Source organism: Haloarcula salina (assembly GCF_049603855.1).
Taxonomy (GTDB): domain Archaea; phylum Halobacteriota; class Halobacteria; order Halobacteriales; family Haloarculaceae; genus Haloarcula; species Haloarcula salina_A.
On the sequence record NZ_CP187146.1, the window covers coordinates 601328 to 616990 of the forward strand.

Annotated in this window: 15 protein-coding genes and 1 tRNA gene; 6 read left to right on the forward strand and 10 right to left on the reverse strand. The window is 64.9% G+C overall.

The features are described 5' to 3' along the window. Positions 1 to 284: 284 nt before the first annotated feature. From ACOZ4I_RS03075 to ACOZ4I_RS03085, 3 genes are read right to left on the reverse strand one after another with little or no spacing between them, the layout of a single operon-like run. Complete coding sequence (locus tag ACOZ4I_RS03075) at positions 285 to 1319, reverse strand: site-specific integrase (protein WP_424002916.1); 1035 nt, start codon at positions 1317 to 1319, stop codon at positions 285 to 287. Next, on the reverse strand, positions 1316 to 1450 hold the full coding sequence (locus tag ACOZ4I_RS03080; RefSeq protein ID WP_255410815.1) for a zinc ribbon domain-containing protein: 135 nt from the start codon (positions 1448 to 1450) through the stop codon (positions 1316 to 1318). Before ACOZ4I_RS03080 ends, ACOZ4I_RS03075 begins: the two co-directional genes overlap by 4 nt. Beyond that, positions 1447 to 1629: a hypothetical protein gene (locus ACOZ4I_RS03085; protein WP_424002919.1), complete on the reverse strand. Its 183-nt coding sequence runs from the start codon at positions 1627 to 1629 to the stop codon at positions 1447 to 1449. The genes ACOZ4I_RS03080 and ACOZ4I_RS03085 overlap by 4 nt, the downstream gene beginning before the upstream one ends. Before the next feature lie 319 nt (positions 1630 to 1948). Here ACOZ4I_RS03085 and ACOZ4I_RS03090 point away from each other — a divergent pair, with 319 nt between their 5' ends. Together ACOZ4I_RS03090 and ACOZ4I_RS03095 are read left to right on the forward strand one after the other, a co-directional pair. After that, positions 1949 to 2227 (forward strand): transcriptional regulator, encoded by a 279-nt coding sequence (locus ACOZ4I_RS03090; RefSeq protein WP_424002921.1) that lies wholly within the window; start codon positions 1949 to 1951, stop codon positions 2225 to 2227. Positions 2228 to 2371: 144 nt separating this feature from the next. Beyond that, positions 2372 to 2935, forward strand: coding sequence for a hypothetical protein (locus ACOZ4I_RS03095; protein ID WP_424002923.1), 564 nt, complete (start codon positions 2372 to 2374; stop codon positions 2933 to 2935). Here the strand turns inward: ACOZ4I_RS03095 and ACOZ4I_RS03100 are convergent, their stop codons facing one another. The 4 genes from ACOZ4I_RS03100 to ACOZ4I_RS03115 form a co-directional block, all read right to left on the reverse strand. Next, positions 2936 to 4774 (reverse strand): hypothetical protein, encoded by a 1839-nt coding sequence (locus ACOZ4I_RS03100; protein ID WP_424002925.1) that lies wholly within the window; start codon positions 4772 to 4774, stop codon positions 2936 to 2938. It abuts the gene before it with no gap. Between the two features lie 907 nt (positions 4775 to 5681). Beyond that, positions 5682 to 5755: transfer RNA gene (locus ACOZ4I_RS03105), tRNA-Ile, on the reverse strand. A gap of 86 nt (positions 5756 to 5841) precedes the next feature. Then, positions 5842 to 6411, reverse strand: coding sequence for an FxsA family protein (locus tag ACOZ4I_RS03110; RefSeq protein WP_424002927.1), 570 nt, complete (start codon positions 6409 to 6411; stop codon positions 5842 to 5844). Positions 6412 to 6497: 86 nt separating this feature from the next. Continuing rightward, the gene (locus ACOZ4I_RS03115; protein WP_424002929.1) at positions 6498 to 7874 is read right to left on the reverse strand and encodes a cytochrome P450; all 1377 of its coding nucleotides are present in this window, start codon (positions 7872 to 7874) and stop codon (positions 6498 to 6500) included. A 159-nt stretch (positions 7875 to 8033) separates the two neighbouring features. Here ACOZ4I_RS03115 and ACOZ4I_RS03120 point away from each other — a divergent pair, with 159 nt between their 5' ends. Then, positions 8034 to 9647, forward strand: coding sequence for a DUF255 domain-containing protein (locus ACOZ4I_RS03120; RefSeq protein ID WP_424002931.1), 1614 nt, complete (start codon positions 8034 to 8036; stop codon positions 9645 to 9647). 101 nt (positions 9648 to 9748) lie between these two features. Further along, positions 9749 to 10558: a TrmB family transcriptional regulator gene (locus ACOZ4I_RS03125; protein ID WP_424002933.1), complete on the forward strand. Its 810-nt coding sequence runs from the start codon at positions 9749 to 9751 to the stop codon at positions 10556 to 10558. 29 nt (positions 10559 to 10587) lie between these two features. On the opposite strand, the gene mptA is transcribed toward ACOZ4I_RS03125, so the two are convergent. From mptA to ACOZ4I_RS03140, 3 genes are all read right to left on the reverse strand, one after another. Next, positions 10588 to 11523, reverse strand: a complete 936-nt coding sequence (mptA, locus tag ACOZ4I_RS03130; protein WP_424002935.1) for a GTP cyclohydrolase MptA — start codon at positions 11521 to 11523, stop codon at positions 10588 to 10590. An 87-nt stretch (positions 11524 to 11610) separates the two neighbouring features. Then, positions 11611 to 12219 (reverse strand): response regulator, encoded by a 609-nt coding sequence (locus ACOZ4I_RS03135; protein ID WP_424002937.1) that lies wholly within the window; start codon positions 12217 to 12219, stop codon positions 11611 to 11613. A gap of 80 nt (positions 12220 to 12299) precedes the next feature. Next, the gene (locus ACOZ4I_RS03140) at positions 12300 to 13379 is read right to left on the reverse strand and encodes an Lrp/AsnC family transcriptional regulator (RefSeq protein WP_424002939.1); all 1080 of its coding nucleotides are present in this window, start codon (positions 13377 to 13379) and stop codon (positions 12300 to 12302) included. Positions 13380 to 13488: 109 nt separating this feature from the next. On the opposite strand from ACOZ4I_RS03140, the gene ACOZ4I_RS03145 reads away from it, so the two are divergent. Continuing rightward, the gene (locus ACOZ4I_RS03145; protein WP_424002941.1) at positions 13489 to 14574 is read left to right on the forward strand and encodes an anthranilate phosphoribosyltransferase; all 1086 of its coding nucleotides are present in this window, start codon (positions 13489 to 13491) and stop codon (positions 14572 to 14574) included. 60 nt (positions 14575 to 14634) lie between these two features. After that, positions 14635 to 15561, forward strand: coding sequence for an alpha/beta fold hydrolase (locus tag ACOZ4I_RS03150; RefSeq protein WP_424002943.1), 927 nt, complete (start codon positions 14635 to 14637; stop codon positions 15559 to 15561). Positions 15562 to 15663 lie beyond the last annotated feature (102 nt).

Below are 15663 nucleotides of genomic sequence, written 5' to 3' on the forward strand. Positions count from 1 at the left end.
TTCCCGTACCATCGAGTGGATGGTGGCCGACCCCAGGGGGTGTTGGACAGGTTCCCGCCGCTCGCCGTGGCTACGTCGAATCGCAGACGGCAGCGGGGGCCGCGAGAGTTGCGAGTGCACTCATCAGAGACATCCCTCTGGGCGTTTGACAACTGCCGAAATGAATTGGCTGGGGAGTGCTGCCCCCAGATCCCGGATGGCTGAAGACCACCCGGAGTGGGAGTGGGCCAACTCGGTCTTAGCAATCGGTACTTGCTGTCGGGTACGGTATTCGGCAATCATCGTTAGATTTCCTCCGGCAGTTGGTCGCGGCGTCGACGCATTCGCTGGCGCTTCGACGCTTTGTCGTAGTGCTTTTCGAGGATCTTCTCGGACACGTCGCCGCGGTCGCTGACGACCTCGCGTGGCGTGCCTGCGTCGCGGTGGGCCGTGATCGAGCCGGTGCGCACAGCGTGGGGTGACACCGAGGATGGACACCCGCTCGCGCGGTCGTGTGTGTTGAACTCGCAGGTTTCTGGGTCGTAATCGTGCGGGCAGGCCTCACCGATGACGCAGGGGCGAGTCAGTCGATACACCCAGTTCTGGAACGTCGTCACAGAGGGTCGTCCGTAGGAGGTAGTCACCAACGGGGTTCGGTCATGATCATCGGTCACGTCGTGGCGGTTCGGACTGTTGATGTAGTCCTCGACGACCGTCGCGACGTGGGGCGACAGTGACACGTCTCGCTCGCCACGTTCACCGTTCTTCAGCGGTGTTCCCGTCTCCGGTCGGTGACGGAAACAGAGCGCCCTGTCGTCTGCGTCGAAATCGTCGAGATCGAGCGCACGGACGCCACCGCGTCGAGCGGAGGTCCGCCACATCAGCAGTAGCGTGACGTGTTCAGATGAGGCATACCGATACTCGAGCAGGTAGTCGAGGATCGCATTCGCTCGCCCGGAATCGAGCTGCGTGTCGTTCGAGCCGTCACCTTCGACGTTCGGGAGCCGAATCCGCTCCGGCAGGGCTTCAGGTACGGCGTCGATGTCCGTCAGGTGGTCGAGGAACCGGCGGACGGTCGACACCTGCCCCTGCATCGTCACGGAGTTGCAGGTGTCATCGTCGCCGTTGTCCTCGCGCTTGTAGACGCGGTACGTGTGGACCGCGCGGAGGTCCACCTCGTTCATGTTCTGGATGCCCTGGTCTTGGAGCCAGTCGACGAACGACCGGAGACGCGATTCGTGCGTTCGCATCGTCGTCTCGCGGAGGTCGTAGCGCCGCGAATCGAGGTAGTACGTCAGCGCCGCCTCGGGCGTGATCGGGTCGAGGTCGTCGTCGCTCATTGCTCACCTCGCTCGAAGGTGAACGCGAGCGACAGCGGCTCACCGTGGTTTCCACACGCGGGGCAGACTCGAACCGGCTCGAACGTCACGTTCGAGCAGGCTTCGCAGACGTACAGGCGGTCGTCGCTCATCGTTCTCCGTCGAACACCAGTCGGTTGCACCCAGTGCAGTAGAACGACGGTCGACCGGCCTGACCACCCGAATCGTGGTCTTTTCGCGCCGCTTCAGGGTGGTCACAGTCCTCGGAGAACGGTGAGAACGCGCTGTCGACAGCGCGGTTCTCCGAAGTCATCGCCGCGAACCGGCTCATCGTTCACCTCCGACATGAACGCAGTGTGCCGGACGCTGCTGATCCGCGGTCTTTTCACATTGTACGCCGTTGCCTCTCGTGCGGGATCTCAGTCCCGCGCAGGTTTCGGTTTCCATCGTTTCACCGGAGCCACCTCGGGGCCGTGTTCCAGCACGGCCCTTCCGTTTACTTCCCGGCTAGTGTCGTCAACGACCAACTTGGCGGCTCCATCTTAGCCAATTACTGGTAGGAAGTTAAATCTTGTTACTAATCCGTATCCAACGTTTGGTATCCAATAGTACCAACCTTCAATATGGCGGGAACTATTTAGTAGCAAACAATGGGTGACTCAGATCAGGGACCAGATTGGCTCACAGACACGGACAAGGACATTCTAAAAGTTCTCTGGACCAAGCTCATTCTATCTCCGTCGATTATCGCCGAGAACACCGACCGCTCACGGGTTAGCGTTTCTCGGCGGCTGGATACACTTCAGGCGGGTGGACTGGTTGACAAGGTCGACAGAGGAAAATACAAGATTTCTGAGAAGGGAATTGAGGCGATTGAAGTGTATGGTCATCCCGAGAATTTCCGGGAAGATACGCTAAGTAGTGAATAGTGAACGCTTTCTCACCGATGATTCGGTCGCCGCCAGCACTCGGGGACTTGTTCGGTGGTCGCTTAGTATAATCTCCGTTCAGATCGATTTGATTGGTAAATACTTGCCCGTAGAATTACTACAATTGCACTATTAAATGGTAATGTGACTGAACCGAACTCTTTAGAACCACGAGAGAATAGTGAGCCAGCCAGTTTGTTTGAAATGGCAGAGGCGATTGAAGAGAGTAATGAACAAGATCTGAGTTTCTGGAAAACCCAAAACAAACGATCTGTAGAGGCGTTTCAATCGAGTGTTTCAATGATTGACGAGAAGAAAAATACGGTACTTGGACTGATCAAAATCAATCTGTTAATATCTACATTCGTCTTAGCAGTGTTCCAATATGTAACTAATAGCGGAATGACAATGCCACGGTATTCTATAATATCATCATTCACATTTCTACTTCTTTCTATGACTATATTTGTTATTATATATTTTATCCTGGATAACCGATTCATTGGAGCAACCAGTAACGAGTTTCTAGAGGTGATTTCGAGCGGATATAATGAAAAACAGTATTATAAAGTAATAACGCCAATTTACCTCAAACGAGTTGACAAAAACATCCAGATCAGTAAAAAAGCCTCATATGGAATTACAATTGGTATTTCATTCATTTTCGCTTCGCTTGGATCTGTTGCCTCTTTATATTTATTTGTGTGATTACGACCACACATCAAGGATCGGCGGCCCCTTCTCCCGGTCTATTACCGGTATGTCGACACCGTCGTCGGCACAGTCCTCAATAACTTCGAGGTTCTGATGACCGTCGGCCAGTTCGTCGCTGGGGAGGTCCCAATACGCATACGCACCGATATAGTCGACTAGACAGCGAAACGTGGCTTCCTTTGGCAGTGTCGAACGCACCAGCGGCTGTTCCACATCGGAAATCGCCCGTTCTACGGCGGCGTCGAGATCGTCGAGGTCGTCCCACTGCCGACGGGCGAGGTCGTCGCGTATCTCGCTCTCGCTCGCGGCCTGTACGGAGTCGAGCGAACACCAGCGCACGGCTTCGCGCACGTCCGGGTCTTGCAGGTGGTCGTTCGGGTCGATTCCTTCCGTAATCGGTTTCGAGCAAGACCAGAACCGACGGTTCGTCGCCCAGTACAGCGCGAGTTTCCACGTCGCCGCTTTGTCCGCGTACGTCTCTCGTTCGTCGTCGGCCTGCTCGAAGGACTCCGTCGCGTCGAGCAGCGAGCCGAACGTCGCGCTCAGGTACTTCCCGAGATACGCGCCGGCCGTCGACTCCTTCTCATAGCCGTCGTCGCCGAACTCGATCAACTCGTGCGAGCGGGTCCGTTCCCGGACCCACTGCTCGCCGTGATCGTGGTCACCGAAGCGGTACCAGTCGACGAAGCCCTCGTCGCTCTGGAACTCTGGTTCCAGGTCGTCGAGGTCGTCGCGGTACGTCAGCGGGTACACGTCGACGATCTCTCCCTGTCCGTAGTCGGTCCACTTCTTTGCCAGCTCCGGCTTGTCGCACAGCCACGGCATTCCATCGTCGTCGCGGGTCGGAACATCGAAGAACAGCACGTGCAGGTGCGGATAGCCCTTTTCGGTGAACTCCAGCGCCTTGATGTAGTCCGGTCGCTCTCTCGGCCGGCCGGTCACGTCGTCGTCGAGATCGGGACGCCAGCCGAGTACGTCCGGGTCTCGCGTGTCGGCTTTCGTCGACGGGTCCGAATCGAAGTACGACAACAGCCGGTTGAAGTTCTCGTTTATCGAGTCAATTCCGTCGAGCAAGGAATCTTGGCGCTTCGGGTCGGTTGTCAGCGTCACCAGCACGGCGTTCTCGGCGTTCTGGTATCCGTATTCCAACGCGTCGTTGAATCGCGCGAACTGTTTCGAGACGCGCCCGGAGTCGTTGAATCGGGTCTTGTAGTCCTTCGTCATCCGCTGGGTAGACTCGCCGCCGCGGCGGTCGACGAAGTGAACGTCGAACAGCAGTTGGTAGTCTTTGATGCGATTCAGGTAGGATGTAAAACCGTCCTTCAGTAGCTCCCGAAGATCATCGTCCACAGAATCGACGCGAGAGAGGTAATTCCGTAGGAACTCGCGGTCGTACTTGACGCCCTCATTTTGGCGTGTTTGAGTAATGCCTTCTGTAATCAAGTCAAGAAGGCGCAGTGTCGGGGTCACGAAAAGGACGCCTGACGAGCGTGATTTCCGCACGTACGGGTCGTCAGGCGCTACGAGGTCGTCCACGAAACGGTAAGCGAACTGGTAGTCGGCGTCTGAACCTTCGACGCGCTCGCACGTCTCAGGTGAGACGCCTTTGACGGCGTATGAAACGACGTGTGACAGCGGTGTACCCTCTGGATGGGCTGCTATGAACTTCGCAATGCGCACGCGGTCCTCGTCGCGCTGAGTGAGTGTTCCGTCTATCAGCTGACCGTGACCGAGGAGGTCGCGATCTTCGAGGAGGTCTGCTAAAACGGGAGTGTTACATCTATCCGCGAGGTCGAGCCCGCCCAGGTGTCCCGGCGGCTCGACAACGCTCATCAGACGTGTGCGGTATCAACTGCGGTCAGGGGCCGGTTGCGACCCACGTACCTGTGGGTCGGTCGGTGGGTGGGTGGCAGATGGACCGACCGACGGGCGTGCCGGTCACTCATCGGCCTGCCGAACCGCTTTGAGTAGCGACTGTATCGTTACCCCACGTTCCGGGCCTGCGGCCGGGCTTTCGCGTTGGGATTGCCCCCGTCGCTCCGCTCGGGGGCGTGCGCTCTCTCGGTCGGTCGGACCCCCATGTGAGGGGGTCGCTCCCTCCGCTCGCTCGCTTGTGGCGATTGTCGGGGCCGGCTGTTGTTCCAGGTGCTGCTCGACGAGTTCCAGAACCTCGTTGTGGTAGTACTGCTGGTAACAGCCGTTGCAGAGATCGACGCCGGTCCGGTCGAGGTCGCGGTGATTGATACAGATTTCACCACATTTCCGGCAGCAGTAGTGCCGATACTCGGACCATTCCGTCATCGACGATCACCTCGGCGGAGATCGTCGGCGCTGTGCCGGTCGAGCGTCGGAACGTCGAAGCAGTCACGACATTCACGAGCGCGGGCGTAGACCGAACCGAGTTCGTTAACACAGGGTTCGTCGCAGTAGATGCACCTGTACGCGGTGTACTGCGTCCAGTCGACGGAACTCCGAACGTCTAACTGGTGGTTCTCTGGCGTCTTTTCAGGTGGATACTGCTGAGTCTCGGACCATCCCGAGTCACTCATCAGTACCACCCCGGCGAATCGTCACTTCGCCTTGGCTAAGACTAATCGCCAGACGGCGAAGGGGGCCGCCAAGGTTGCTTGTGAATTGCTCAGAACGACCCTTATGGGTATATTTCTGAGGTGCCGAAAAGAAGCCTCTGAGGGCTTGTAACTTCGGAATCGGGTGGGCTGGAAACCACCCGGAAAGAGAGTGGGCCAACTCGGATTTGAACCGAGAGCCTCCCGGTTATCAGCCGAGCGCTCAACCTGATTGAGCTATTGGCCCGGATGAGCGCATATTCCAGTACCCGAGGGGTATTGAAAAGGGTAACGTTTCGCGGGCGCCTGGGGATGTGAAACCGCGGCAGGGCTTCAGTGTTCGTCGCGTTCCTCGAAGTCGATGTCGGTGGCGTCGTCGGGATCGAACGACGACCCGGAGCCGGCCGCACCGCCGTCGGGGGCATCGCCGGGACCAGACGGACCGGGGCCAGCCCCACTGGGGCCTGCCGCGCCGCTGTCTTCGTCGGGGAAGCCGCCGATGTACACCTGGCCGCTGGCGAAGCCGCCGGTCTTGGAGTCGATGTAGGGACGGACGACCCAGCGGCGCGTCGCGGCCCGGACCGGGTAGCGGGTGAACGGGACGGCGAGCAGGAGGCCGACGAAGTCCGTGACGAGGCCGGGCGTGAGGAAGAACGCGCCGGCGGCGATGAGCAACCCGCCGTCGATGAGTTCGTCGGTGGGCAGTTCGCCGGTCGCCAGCTTCTCCTGTATCGTCCGCAGCGTGGCTCGCCCCTCGGCGCGGACGAGCAACATTCCGACGAGAGCCGTCAGGACGACGAGAGCGACCGTGACGAGCGGGCCGAGGTAGGGGATGGCCACCGTCACCAGCAGCACGATGTCGAACAGCGGGATGAGCAACAGCAGCCCGATGACCCGGAGCATACCACCGCTTGCAGGTCCGCCCCCAAACGCCTTTCGAGAGACCCATCCCACGGTGCCGGTGTCGAGCGCAGTCCCGGACGGCGGGCTCAGCGTTCGCGGAGGCGTACTTCGACCGGTTCCGTGGGACTGAGCGTGATCTGCATCGCGAGCGACAGCGGCGGCTTGGTGATCGGCTCGACGGCGTACTCCTGGGCGATGGTCGCCAGGGCGAGCTTCGCCTCCATCCGGGCGAATCGCATCCCGATGCAGTGGCGCGGACCGCCGCCGAAGGGGTAGTAGGCGTAGTCCGGCAGGGCGTCTTCGAGGCCGTCGGTCCATCGCTCGGGCCGGAACGCGTCGGGGTCGTCGTACCAGCGCTCGTCGCGGTGGACGAGCCACTGCGGGAGCGTGAGCTGAGCCCCGGTGGGGATGTCGTAGCCGCCGAGGGTCGCCGGCTCCGTCGGCTGGCGGAAGACGGTGAACGCGGGCGGGTACAGCCGGAGGACCTCGTTCAGCACGGCGTCGAGGGTGGGCAGGTCGAACAGGTCGTCCGGCGTCGGTCGGCGGCCGCCGAGCACGTCGTCGAGTTCGTCGTGCAGCCGCCGCTGGGCGTCGGGGGCGTTCGCGAGCAGGAACCACGCGTAGGTAAGCGTCAGCGCCGTCGTGTCGTGGCCGGCGACGAGGAAGGTCAGCAGCTGGTGGCCGAGGCGCTCGCGGTCCATCGTCGCCTCGTCGAGCGAGAGCAGCAGGGAGAGCACGTCGTCGCGCTGTTCGCGCGCGGCGGCATCCTCGCGCCGGCGAGCCGCGACGACCTCGTCCAGCGTGGTCTGGAAGTCGGCGAGGGACCGGGTGACCGCGCGGTTCGTCTTCGTGGGGACCCACAGCGGAACGTACGCCGACGGCGAGCGCGGGTCCAGCCGGCGGCGGAGCGCGTCGAGCAGGGGTTCGAGCGCGTCGGCGGTCGTCTCGATGTCCACGTCGAGCAGCGTCTTTCCGAGGATGTCGAGCGTCAGCGACTGCATGTGGGGGCGCACGTCGAGGCGTTGGCCGTCCGCCCACTCGCCGGCGGTCCGCGCGGCGAAGTCGGTCATCGTCTCGCCGTAGGCGGCGACGCGCTCCCGGAAGAACGCCGGCTGGAGCGCCGTCCGCTGGTCGCGCCACTCCTCGCCTTCCAGCAGGAACAGCCCCTCCCCGATGAACCGGCCGAGCGACCGCCGGAGGAGCGCGCCCTTCTCGTAGGACGCGGCGTCGGTGACGAGCACGCGCTCTACGAGGTCCGGATGACAGACGAAGTAGCCCGTCGTCCCGGCGACGTTGTAGCCGACCACGTCGGCCGCGTGGTCGCCGGCGCGGTCGTAGAAGGCGAGCGGGTCCCGCAGCATCGCGACGGTGTTGTCGACGAGCGGGACGCGGCCGAGGCGGGGCGGGCGGTCGCCGGGCGTGACGGGTTCGGACGGCTCAGTGGGATTCTGGAGGGCGTCCATCGGCTGTCCTTGGGCCGCCCGGCCAATCGGTCTTTCGTCGGGAGCGGGGCCGTCGTCAGTCGGTTTGGTCTCGACCGACCGACGACGAACTTCGAAGCGTGAGGCGGCGGCGACAGTCCCTATGAGAGGGCCTTTGTAGGGCCGCCGCCGAGGCCCCGTATGGACGAGTTCGCGAGCGAGACCAAAGTGGAGTGGCGCGAGTGGGGCCCCGAGGCCTTCGACGCCGCCGCCGAGTCCGGCAAGCCCGTGTTGCTGGCGCTGACCGTCCCGTGGAGCGCGGAGTGTCGCGAGATGGACCGCCGGACGTTCGGCGAGCCCCGCATCGCGGCCAACATCAACGACGGCTTCGTCCCCGTGCGCGTCGACGCCGACCGAAATCCCCGCGTTCGGGAACGCTACACGATGGGCGGCTTCCCGTCGACGGTGTTTCTCACGCCCGACGGCGAGGTCATCACCGGCGCGACGTTCCTGGGGCCCGACGGCTTCCGGGGCATCCTCGATTCGGTCCGCGAGTCGTGGGACGCACAGGGCGCGGCCGCCGGGTCCGTCCCCCGACAGCTCCAGGACGAAGCGCCGCCGGCGGGCGAGCTCCGGCCGCGCATCGAGGAGCACATGGTCGAGCAGTTACTCGGCGCGTTCGACGACGAGTTCGGCGGCTGGGGCTCGGACGTGAAGTTCCCGCTCCCCCGGACCGTGGAGTTCGCGCTGGTCCGGGCGCGCGACCAGGCGACGCGGACCCTCGAAGCGATTCGCACGCACTTACTCGACACCTACGACGGCGGCTTCTTCCGCTACTCGACCGAACGCAACTGGGGGAACCCCCGGCGTGAGAAGCTGCTGGACGAGAACGCCGCGCTGGTCCGGGCGTTCGCCCACGGCTACCGCTACACCGGGACCGAAGCGTACCGCGACGCCGCCCAGCGGACCGTCGACTACCTCACGACGACGCTGTGGACGGGTGAGGCGTTCGCGGCCAGCCAGGCCGGCGACGACTCGTACTACCGGCTGGAGGCGGCCGACCGCGAGGACCGGACGCCGCCCCTCGTCGACGAGACGGTGTTCGCCGATCGGAACGGGCTGGCCATCGACGCACTGCTGTGGGTCACCGCCTACACCGACGACGAGCGCGCCCGGCAGTACGCCCAGCGGGCGCGGGACGCTGTCTGTGACTCGCTCGTCGACGACGGCGAGGTCGCCCACTACGACGGCGCGGCGAGCGACACCGGCCTCCTGCTGGATCAGGCCCAGCTCCTCCAGGGGCTGACGACGAGCTGGCAGGTGCTCGGCGAGCCCGGCCCCGCGAGGGCCGTCGCCGACTGGACCATCGAGCACCGCCAGCAGGACAGCGGCGCGTTCCGCGACGGCCCGGACTCGGGCGCTGGCCTCTGTGGCCGGTCGCTCCACCCGCTCGACGCGACGGTCGAACTCGCGGACGCGCTGGTGGACCTCGCGGCGCTGACCGGCGAGGAGCGATACCATCAGGCCGCCCTCGACGCGGTCGAGTCCTTCGCCGGCGCGGCCGAGCGGATGGGCGTCGAGGTGGCCGGCTACGCCGGCGTCGCGGCCCGCCTCCAGCACCCCCAGCGCCTCACCGTCGGTACAGAGGCCGGATCCGACCTCCACCGGGCCGCACTCCGCATGGCCGACCACGAGACGACTGTCGTCCCCGACCCCGACGGCGACGGCGTGGCGCGACTCCTCGAGGGCGACGCCGTCGTCGCCGAAGGGGAGACGCCAGCCGACCTGGAGGCCGCGCTCACCGGCGCCGAGTGAGACGGGCTGCGGGAGTCCGACGCCCGAGTAACAACGGTCGAAAACGGAGACAAACGGTAAACTCCCGATAGGTTTTTGCCGCTCTCGGCCGATGTGTGGGTATGTCGAGTCTCAGAGACCTCGGGCTCTCCGAGTACGAGGCCCGAGCGTACCGCTCGCTGCTCGAAACCGGGCCGACAACGGCCAAAGAGTTGTCACGCGCCAGTGACGTTCCGATGGGGCGCATCTACGACGTCCTCAACAGCCTGGAGACCTACAACCTGATACGCAGCCAGACCGCCAGCCGGCCGAAGAAGTACGTCGCCGTCGAGCCGGACACAGCGCTCGATCGCCTGCTCGAAGACAAGAAACGCGAACTCCAGGAGAAGGTCGACCAGTACGAGGACATCGTCGACGACCTCTCCTCGCAACTGGAGTCCGCCGAACCTGTCGAGGAGTCCTTCTGGACGGCCGCGGTGGGGCCCGGCGACTCGCTGGACCTCTTGCTCGAACGGCTGGCCGCCGCGGATCGCGAGATCGTCATGGTCGGCTCCGCGCCCGCCCGTCAGGTCGACATCCGGTCCGGGACGGAACGCATCGTCGACGAACTCGAAGCCGCGCTGGAACGCGGCGTCGAGGTGTCCCTGCTCGTCCGTCCCGACCTCTTCGAGAACCTCCCCGAGGAAGCCAACCGCGAGTACTACGACCGCCTCTCGCCCTACGACAACTACAGCGCCCGGGCCAGCCCGAACATCACCACCACGTTCGAATTGCTCGACCAGATCGAGGTCTGCATCGAGGTCCCGCACCCGCTCGGACGGGAGGAGACGTTCGGCGTCATCGACCTCAAGGACCCGGATTTCACCAGCGACATCAGCGACGCGTTCGCAGAACACTGGGCCGAAGCGACGCCCATCGGGCCGCCGCGCTGAGCGACCCGTAGCTAGAACCGAATTCCCGCTCAGGCCTCGCCGTCTTCGACTTCCGCTCGCAGGTCGCCCAGTTCCGCAACGCGCTCGGCGTGGGCGTTGTGCTGGTGGATGGACTCGTCGTTGGACTGTTTCATCGTCACGATGGCGTCGTCGTCGAGGTCGGGGAACGTCTCCACGACGCCCTCGGCCAGCGCGCGCACGCAGTCCTCGACGAACTTGGCGTCCTTGTGGGCCTCGTAGGTCATGTGGTCCTCGTCGGGCCGTTTCGCGAGGTTGTAGATGCGCGCGCTCATCGAGTCCCGCGCGACCTCGATGAGGTCGTTCAGGTCGACTTCCGGCGCGCCGTCGCTCTCGACGGTCAGGGTGGCGTGACCGCGCTGGGAGTGGCCGGCCTGCGGGTTGGCTTCGAGGAACTCCTCGATGACGTCCTCCTCGACGTCGAGCTGGCGAAGCGTCTGCCGGGCACGGGAGGCCGACATTCCCTGCGAGCAAGGGCAGACCGTCATGCCGGTGACGCGCGCACCGATCTCCTCGCTCGTCCCCTCCTCTGTCGCGGTCGCCGAGGCGATGATATCGGCCGTCGACTGGGTGGCCATCCCCGACGCGGGCGTCTTCTCGTGGGTGACGTACTCGGCTTCCATCCGAACCTCCGCCTTCGTCGTGTAGTCGTGTTTCTCGAGCAGGAGTTCGGCGGCGTCGCCGCACACGTCTTCGACCCGGTAGGCCTCCTCGGCGACGGCGGTCTCGAGCGTCTCGTCGATGACCTCCATGTTGCGGGACATGTCCGCGCCCTTCCGCCAGGAAGGCAGGTCGACGAACACTTCGAACTCCGCCATGAGCACGATCGGGTCGCGGTCGCGACGCCCCAGTTTGACGAGCTTCTCGACGCCCGTCACACCGACGCGATTGAGGCCGACCGTTACGTCCGGACTCGACGCCTGCACGTCCGGGAGTTGTTGACTCATTGGCCTTCCTATGGAAGAGACTCGGTTAGTGCTTTCGAAAGGGACAGGGCTTCAGTGTCCGCTCTGACCGCCGGACGTCGGCCCAGCCTACGACGTGTGGTCGGTCGCGCCACCGTTCGCCCCGTCGCCCGTGTCGAACTCCCGGAACAGCGCCTCGAAGTCGGTCGCGTCGAACGACGCGCTGATCTCGTCTAGCTCCGCACGGACCGCCGTCAGTTCGGCTTCGAGGTCGGCGAACTCCTCGCTCTCTTCGAGGGTCGCGTCCGGTTTGGAGGACTGCAGGGCGGCGTACTTCGCGGTCAGCGAGTAACACTCGCGCAGGCGTTCCTCGTAGTCAGCGTAGCGGAGTAGGCGCTCGACCGTCTCGACGAGGTCCGCCTCCGTCACCGGCTTGACGACGTAGTCGTCGAAGGGCATCTCGATGATGTCGAAGTCAGGTTCGACGGCAGTCACCATCGCCACGCGGGCGTCGTGACGGTCGTCACGGATCGCCGACAGAACCTCGTCACCGGTGCGGTCGGGCATCCGTCGGTCGAGCAAGACGACGTCGACGGACGGGTCCAGCCGATCGAGGGCCTCCTCGCCGCTGTAGGCCGTCTCGACAGTGTAGCGGTCGCGCAGTTGCCGCGCGTACGTGTCGGCCACGTCGGACTCGTCGTCGACCACGAGGACTTTCGCCCGCCGACTCTGTGACATTGATTACCACGTTCCGGGTAGAATAAGAAAAGGGTTCCGGGGGTTACGGCGGCCGTGTGGCCTGATTTAGCAAGGCTGCGCTACTGGCCAACGATATCGTCGTAGCGCGCCCCGGTCTGTTTGAGCGTCGCCGTCGAGTAGAGCCTGTCGTGGTCGTAGGGGAGGTACTCGCCGGCCAGTTCGTCGATCTTCTCGTCGACGGCGGCCGTTTCGCGACCGTGAATCATCGTGAACAGATTGTAGGACCAGCCCTGCTCCGGCCGCCGTGGCCGGTGATAGCACAGCGTCACGTACGGGAGTTCGCCGACGGCCTCGCCGCGGTCGTCGAGCGCGTCGTCGGGCACGTCCCAGACGACCATGCAGTTGCTGTCGAACCCGGTCGCGATGTGGTTGACGACACAGCCGATACGCTTGATGCAGTGGGTGCGCTGGAGTCGTTCGATGGCCGACAGCACGTCGGTGACATCAGCGTCGACGGCATCGGCCACCGCGCGGTACGGCGTCGCCACCAGCGGGAACCCGCCCTGGATTTCGAGCAGGAGTCGCCTGTCGAGCGCCGAGAGGTCGGCGGCCGCGTCCTCGCTGATGCGCGTGGCGCTCGCGTCCGTCTCGTCCAGGCGCTCGCCCGCCCCCTCGCGTCCCGACGGGTCTGCCTGCCCCGTCTCCCGGGCGAACCGGTCGCCGTTCACGACCGGGAACTCGAGGTCGATGTAGTAGTCGGTCAGCATCGGGAGGACGAGCACCGAACAGTCAGTCCGGGCTTCGATGTCCGCCAGGATCTCGTCGCGGCGCTGTCTCGATCCTGCGGTGACGACGAACCACATGTTCCACTCGTGGTCGCGGGCGTAGTTGTGGTTCACCTGCCGATACCCGTTTATGATCTCGGCGATCTCGTCGAACCGGTCCTCGGGCGCGCTGACGGCCGCGAGCGTCGAGGAGCCGATGACCGGCGGATTGAGGACCGGGCCGAACCGCCGGAAGACGCCGTCGTCTCGCAGTCGCTTGACCCGGTCGAGCGCCTCGTTGCCGGACACGCCGAGCGCGTCGCCGACGCCCTCGAACGGGCGCTCTCGGATCGGGAACCCGCTCTGGAACTCGTCGATGAGGGCGGCGTCTACCTCGTCGATGCGCTCGCGCCAGTCGCCCGACTGGAGGCTCATTGGTCTCCGTTAGGGACGATGTGGTGTATCCCTTTCGGGAAACGGCCCAGTTCCCGCAAATTGGGAACGAAACGCAGGGGCTTTTGGACTCGCGCCCGAACGCGTTCGCATGGCGCAAGCGACCCGGGACTACGGCGAATGGCCGCTCAAACGACTCGTGACGGAGGTCGTCGGTTCGGGACCGAAGTCTGCCGACGACATGACCCGCGAACAGGCCCGGGAGGCGTTCCAGCGAATCCTCGGCGGCGAACCGGACCACACGACGCTCGGTTCGTTCTGGCTCGCCAACCGCTGGAAGCGCAACAACCCCGAGGAACTTGCCGCGTACGTCGACGTGATGGCCGAGGAATCGGTCGTGACGGCCGAACCCGACGCCGACCCCGTCGACTGCGGCGCTAACTACGACGGGAAGGGCCGCTCGGCGATTCTCGGCGTCGCCGCGGGCGTCGTCGCCGCGGCGGCGGGCACACCGATCGTCGTTCACTCAGGTGATCGCGTCCCGACACAGAAGCAGGACGCCTACAAGCACGTCCTCGACGAACTCGGCGTTCGAACCGAACTCGACCCGCAGGAGAGCGCCGACATGGTCGACGACGTCGGCTTCGGCTTCTACTATCAGCCCGCGTTCAATCCCGGCATCGACGCCCTGTTCGACCGCCGCGACCAGATGGGCGTTCGGACGTTCGTCAACACCGTCGAGACGCTCGCGAACCCCGCAAACGCCAGCGTCCACCTCGGGAGCTTCTACCACCTCGCCTTCGCGAAGAAGATGGTCCGCACGCTCACGGAATCCGAGACAACGTCCGTCGAGCGGGCGCTGTTCTTCCAGGGGATGGAGGGCTACGACGACGTCCGCCCCGGGGAGACAATCGTCGCCGAGTGGCCCGTCGAGGGCGACGACGCCGACGAGGACGGCATCGCCGACTTCGAGATCCGGACCGGCGACTACGGCATGGACATCGAGAGCGAGGACCTCGGCGTCGAAGACGTCGCGGCGGAGTCGGCCGCGATCACCGAAGACGTCCTGACCGGCGACCGCGAGGACGGGTTCGCCGACGCCGTCGCACTCAACGCCGCCCTCCGCATCTACGCCCGCGAGGACGCCGACAGCATCCAGGACGGCCTGGACCAGGCCCGTGCGGCCATCGACGACGGCAGCGCCGCCGACACGCTCGACGCGCTCCGGTCGTTCTGAGGACGGCCGCGCTGAGACCCGAACCGCATCGTTTTCCGTCAGCAGACCAACTACGGAGCGATGGAACCGCCCGGCGAGCGTTCCGACTGGACCGTCCCTGCGGCGGACACGCCCGGTACCCACGACTGGGTCGACGCCGACGGCGTTCGCTTGCACGCCGTCGTGGCCGGGCCGGAAGACGGCCCGCTGGTGCTTCTGCTCCACGGCTTCCCCGAGTTCTGGTACGCGTGGCGACATCAGCTTCCAGCGCTGGCGGCGGCGGGCTACCGCGTGGTCGCGCCGGACCTCCGCGGGTACAACTGGTCTGCGAAGCCGGCCGGCGTCGATTCGTACCACGTCGACGAACTGGTCGGCGACGTGGCGGGCCTCGTCGCGGCGTTCGGTCGCGAGCGCGCACACGTCGTCGGCCACGACTGGGGCGGCCTGATCGCCTGGCAGGCGGCGATCGACCGCCCCGATGTCGTCGACCGGCTCGCGGTGCTGAACGCGCCTCATCCCTCGGCCTACGAGCGGGCGTTGCGGACCTCGCCGGCGCAGGTGCTCCGCTCGTGGTACGTCGCCGCGGCGCAGCTCCCGGCGCTCCCGGAAGCGGCGATACGGGCGCGGGATTTCGCGCTGCTGGAGCGCTTGCTCCGGACGGGACCGACTCGTCCCGACGCGTTCACCGACACCGACGTGGCTCGGTACAAGTGCGCGCTGGGGCGGCCGGGCGCGCTGACGGCCGCGCTGCACTACTATCGCTCGATCGTTCGGCGCAACGCGTGGCTGACGCTCACGCGGGGCGGCGTCGGCGACCTCCCGGTCGACGCGCCGACGCTGCTCGTCTGGGGCGAGCGCGACGACGCCTTGAGCGTCTCGCTCACGGAGGGCCTGGACCGCTGGGTCCCGGACTGCCGGGTCGAGCGGCTCCCCGAGGCGAGCCACTGGGTGCAGGCCGACGCGCCCGAGCGGGTGACGGACCTGCTGCTGTCGCACTTCGGGCCGTAGCGAACAGCCGACGCGTTCGGGCGCGCGGCGGTGCGTCGGACTCCCGCTCGCCGCCGCGCGGTGGCGTTCAGGACACGGCGACGTTGGGCCCGCCCCGGTACA